The organism is Kitasatospora sp. NPDC056531 (assembly GCF_042794375.1).
Classification (GTDB): Bacteria; Actinomycetota; Actinomycetes; order Streptomycetales; family Streptomycetaceae; genus Kitasatospora.
Genome location: NZ_JBHTTU010000245.1, coordinates 1 through 3,732, shown reverse-complemented (window position 1 = coordinate 3,732; position 3,732 = coordinate 1). Strand labels below are relative to the sequence as shown.

The window sequence follows — 3,732 nt, the reverse complement described above, 5'->3', positions numbered from 1 at the left end:
GCGTGTGGCAATAAGAGCCGAGGGTGGAAAGGCGGGGGTGCGGGGGAGGGAACTCCAGCCTCCCCCCCCCACCCTCCGTTGGCGCCGCCTGCACCCGGCGGCGGATGTACCGGTCCTCAGACGATGGGCAGCCATGGGAAGGAGATGGGCCATGGAGAGCCACGAGGAGGTCCTGAACGGCGGGCGGCGCTCGCACCCGAGCCCGCGACGGCCGGTTCCACCCGCGGCCCCGCCACCCGCGACCGCACCGAGCGCCGGGATGCACCCGGCGCCGGGCCGGCTGTCGAGGAAGGGGCGCGGCAGGCTGGTGGCGGCCGTCACCGCCGTCCTGACCGGCGCTGTCACGGTGGTCGGCACGTCCCCGTCGGGCGCCGTCTCCGCCGCTGTCCCGGCCTTACAGCAGCAACTGGGCAACGACTGCGAGGCGGCCTCCCTGCGCATGGTGCTGGCCGCACGGGGGGTGCAGGCCTCGGACCAGGACGTGCTCGGACACATCGGCGTCGACCTGGCACATCCCCAGGCAGGGGTCTCCGGGTCGCTGTCCGGGGACCCGTTCCGGGCCTTCGTGGGAGACCCCAACGGCTCGGAAGCGGCCGGCACCGGCTTCGGCGTGTACTATCCGCCGATCGCCCAGGCCGCCCAGTTCTACGGCCTGTCCGTGGTGGCGGCCGGACAGGGGACCTCCCCCGCCCAGCTGCGCAGCGCGGTTGCCGCGGGACACCTGGCGATCGTCTGGGTCGACTACAACTGGCGTGACGTCGCGGCGGGCTCGTACACCGCGTACGACGGCCGCGTGGTGCCCTACGCCGGCCCGTCCGAGCACACCGTCGTCGTGACCGCGGTCAGCAACGGACAGTACCTGGTCAACGACCCGGCCCGCGGACAACTGCAGGTGAGCGAGGCGGCCTTCGAGGCCGGGTACGCCAGCTACGGCGACATGGCGGTCATCGTCGAGTGACCACTCCGCCCCGGTCGGACCCGCTCTCGGGTGCCCCCGGGGGGCAGGTCGAGGCAGCCTCTCCGCGGGGAAGCCGGTGAGATCGCGGGGCAGCGGCCGCCGCACCCACGGGTGCGGCGGCCGCTCGTTCGCGTCAGCCGAGCGCGAGCGCGCTCAGGCGGTCGGAGGCGCCGTTGAACAGGTCCTGGTCGACCGGCAGCGCGCCTTCCTTGCCGCCAACGCGATATCGACTCCAGATCAGCAGAACGACAACAACGACTGAACCCCCGCTGCGCCCTGATCAGCCCGCATGGGGCCCTGTTTGGACCAGACGAGGCGGGGCGCGATCCCAGTAACAGCCCGAGTGCCGAGCAGGCCGTTATCTGGACCTTTCTGGTTCTTCAGCCGTGCTGAGCTGGTCTTTTGTGTGGCTGTGACAGTGTCAGCTCCGTCTCCGTAGGGTTGTCCACCACGGCAGCTGATCCGGTTGCACCGCATGAAAGGGAGGATCCACCCGCATGACGATCCCGCCATCCGAACGCACCCTCACCTTCGCCGAGGACCTCAGGTCCGAGGACGTCCGCGCCCTGGAGACGTTCCTCAACGTCCAGTTGGGGCGGGTGTACGAAGAGGTCGGCGAGACCGGTGAGACGTCCTTCGCCATGCGCTCTCTGCTCCGCCTGGTCTGCGACTCGGCCGGCCTCCTGTACACACTGCTTGCGGTGGATCGGCCCGAGAGGTGGCAGCGGGCCGCAATCGTCCGCGAGTGGCAGCGGCTACGCAGTACGGCCCACGAGTTCAATCACCGCGAGGGCTACGACCACGATCGCTGGTGGAACCAGGTGCGGCACTTCGACGCCTCCGACGAGAGCGCCGAACAGGACCGAATACGCCGGCTCACCGGTGTTGGGCCATCCCCCGAGACCGGACATTAACCGCGTGGGACGTGGATGCCTCGGCGGAGGTCTCGGAGCTGTCCGAGGACCACGGCGAGTTCGATGCGGAGCCGTTCGTTCTCCTCGTGGCAGTGTGCGGTTGGCGTCCCGTAACGCTCTCACTACCGTCTCGTGCGACTTGAGTGGCGGCCGTGCCGGGGCCGGCAGAGCATGGGAGTGCTTCCGTGCCGTGCCGCGAAGGAGGCCCGGGCATGCGCTGGTGGTCGTCGTTGATCAAGATCGGCCGGGACGGGCTGCGCGTTCAACGGGCGTTCGCGGCCCCGCCGGCGATCGCGCGGGCCGTACTGGCCGTGCTGCTCGCCGCGATCCTCGGCCTGCTGCTGGACGACCCGGTGGCCGGGGCCATGGCCAGTGTCGGTGCGTTCATCTGCGCCATCAGCACGCTGGTGAGCCCGTTGCGACACCCTGTGGTGAATGCGCTCGGGATGGCCGCCGCCTTCAGCGCAATGACGGTGCTGGGGGCCCTGATGCACGGCACCACCTGGCTGTTCCTGCTGTTGCTCGGGGTCGCGGCGTTCGCCACCGGGCTCTGGCGGACGCTGGGCGTCGCGTCCGGCATCCGGGGTTGCCTCGCGGTCATCGGGCTGATGATCACGGCTGATCTCGCTCCCGACGTCCATGGCGGCCTGGTGATGGCCGGGTGGATCGCGACCGGGACCGGACTCGTCGTGGTGGTGCAGCTGCTCCCGCCGTACGGTTCGCGGTTCGCCGCCCAGCGCCGTGCCCTTGCAGCTCTGTACCAGTCACTCGCCGAGGCTTCGGTCGCAGCCGACCCCGCCAACCTGAGTGGGTCCGCTCCGTTCACGGCGGCCCGGCAGGCCCTGGACCTGCTGCCGCAGTTCAGCCGGCCGGTGGCGGCGGCCATGTTCGGGCTGCTGGGAGAGGCCGAGCGCATCCGCCGGGCGCTGCACACCGTCCGGCTGACGGTACCGGCGGCCCCAGCGGCCGGGAACCAGGAGGCGCTGGCCGCTGCCGCGCAGGTGCTGGGCAACATCTCCCGTACGGTGGCCTCCGGCCGCGAGCACCGCACCCCCGAGTCGGTCAGCACCCTCCTGGAGTCGTGGGCGGCCGCCTCGCCCGTGCGCGGCCCGCGCGACCTGGCCGCGCGGCTGCGGCAGGCCGAGCAGTTGGCCGAGCGCTCGACCGACGATCGCCTGGGCGATGTACTGGAACCCCCCACCGAGGTGCCGGGTCTGTACGCGGGCACCCCTTCCGTAGCGCGCACCGCCCGGCGGATCCGGGCCCAGCTGCGTCCCCGATCGCCGATCTTCCGCCATGCGGTGCGGCTCGCCATCGGCGTGGTGGTCGCTGAGGTCATCGGCCGGTCGATCGGCGGGTGGGGCGGTCTCGGCATCTCCGCACACGGCTTCTGGGTGGCCCTGACCACGATGCTGGTGCTCTTCCCCGAGTACGGACACACCGTCGCCCGCGCCTGGGGACGGGCGGCAGGGGCCGTGCTGGGCGGCCTCTTCGCCTGGGTGCTGTCCCTGCCGCACTGGTCGCCCGTCGGCCTCGCGGCCGCGTCGGTGGTGTTGGCCGCGGTGTCGTTCGTCACCCTGCGGACCGGGCAGCTGATGCTCAACCTGTGGCTGACCTGCTGGATCGTCTTCCTGATCCACCACGTGGGCGGGCTGCCCGGGCCCACGGCGTGGGCGCGTGCCGCCGACACAGTGGTCGGCGCCGCGCTCGCCGTACTCATCTTCCTGGTCTGGCCGACCTGGTCCGCCCGGCGGGTGCCGGGCCTGCTAGCCGGTGACTTCGCAGGTGGGGTTTTGGGTTTCCAGCCAGCGGGGTCGGGTTTCGTCGATGCTGAGGAGTTCGAGCAGGTGTGCTTGGACT

Annotated in this window: 3 protein-coding genes; all 3 read left to right on the top strand. The window is 71.3% G+C overall.

What is annotated here, in order from left to right; translation table 11 throughout:
- The first annotated feature begins 151 nt into the window (after positions 1 to 151).
- Positions 152 to 958 carry a C39 family peptidase gene (locus ACFQ87_RS45095; protein ID WP_380616858.1) on the top strand — a complete coding sequence of 269 codons (807 nt, stop codon included), beginning with the start codon at positions 152 to 154 and terminating at the stop codon, positions 956 to 958.
- A 497-nt stretch (positions 959 to 1,455) separates the two neighbouring features.
- Positions 1,456 to 1,872: a hypothetical protein gene (locus ACFQ87_RS45090; protein ID WP_380616857.1), complete on the top strand. Its 417-nt coding sequence runs from the start codon at positions 1,456 to 1,458 to the stop codon at positions 1,870 to 1,872.
- Between the two features lie 212 nt (positions 1,873 to 2,084).
- Positions 2,085 to 3,732, top strand: a 1,648-nt coding sequence (locus ACFQ87_RS45085; RefSeq protein ID WP_380616856.1) for an FUSC family protein, incomplete at its 3' end; no start/stop codon positions are given.

Coding starts and splice junctions, on each gene's coding strand:
- ACFQ87_RS45095 (WP_380616858.1), top strand. CDS start 152: ATGGAGAGCCACGAGGAGGTCCTGAACGGCGGGCGGCGCTCGCACCCG.
- ACFQ87_RS45090 (WP_380616857.1), top strand. CDS start 1,456: ATGACGATCCCGCCATCCGAACGCACCCTCACCTTCGCCGAGGACCTC.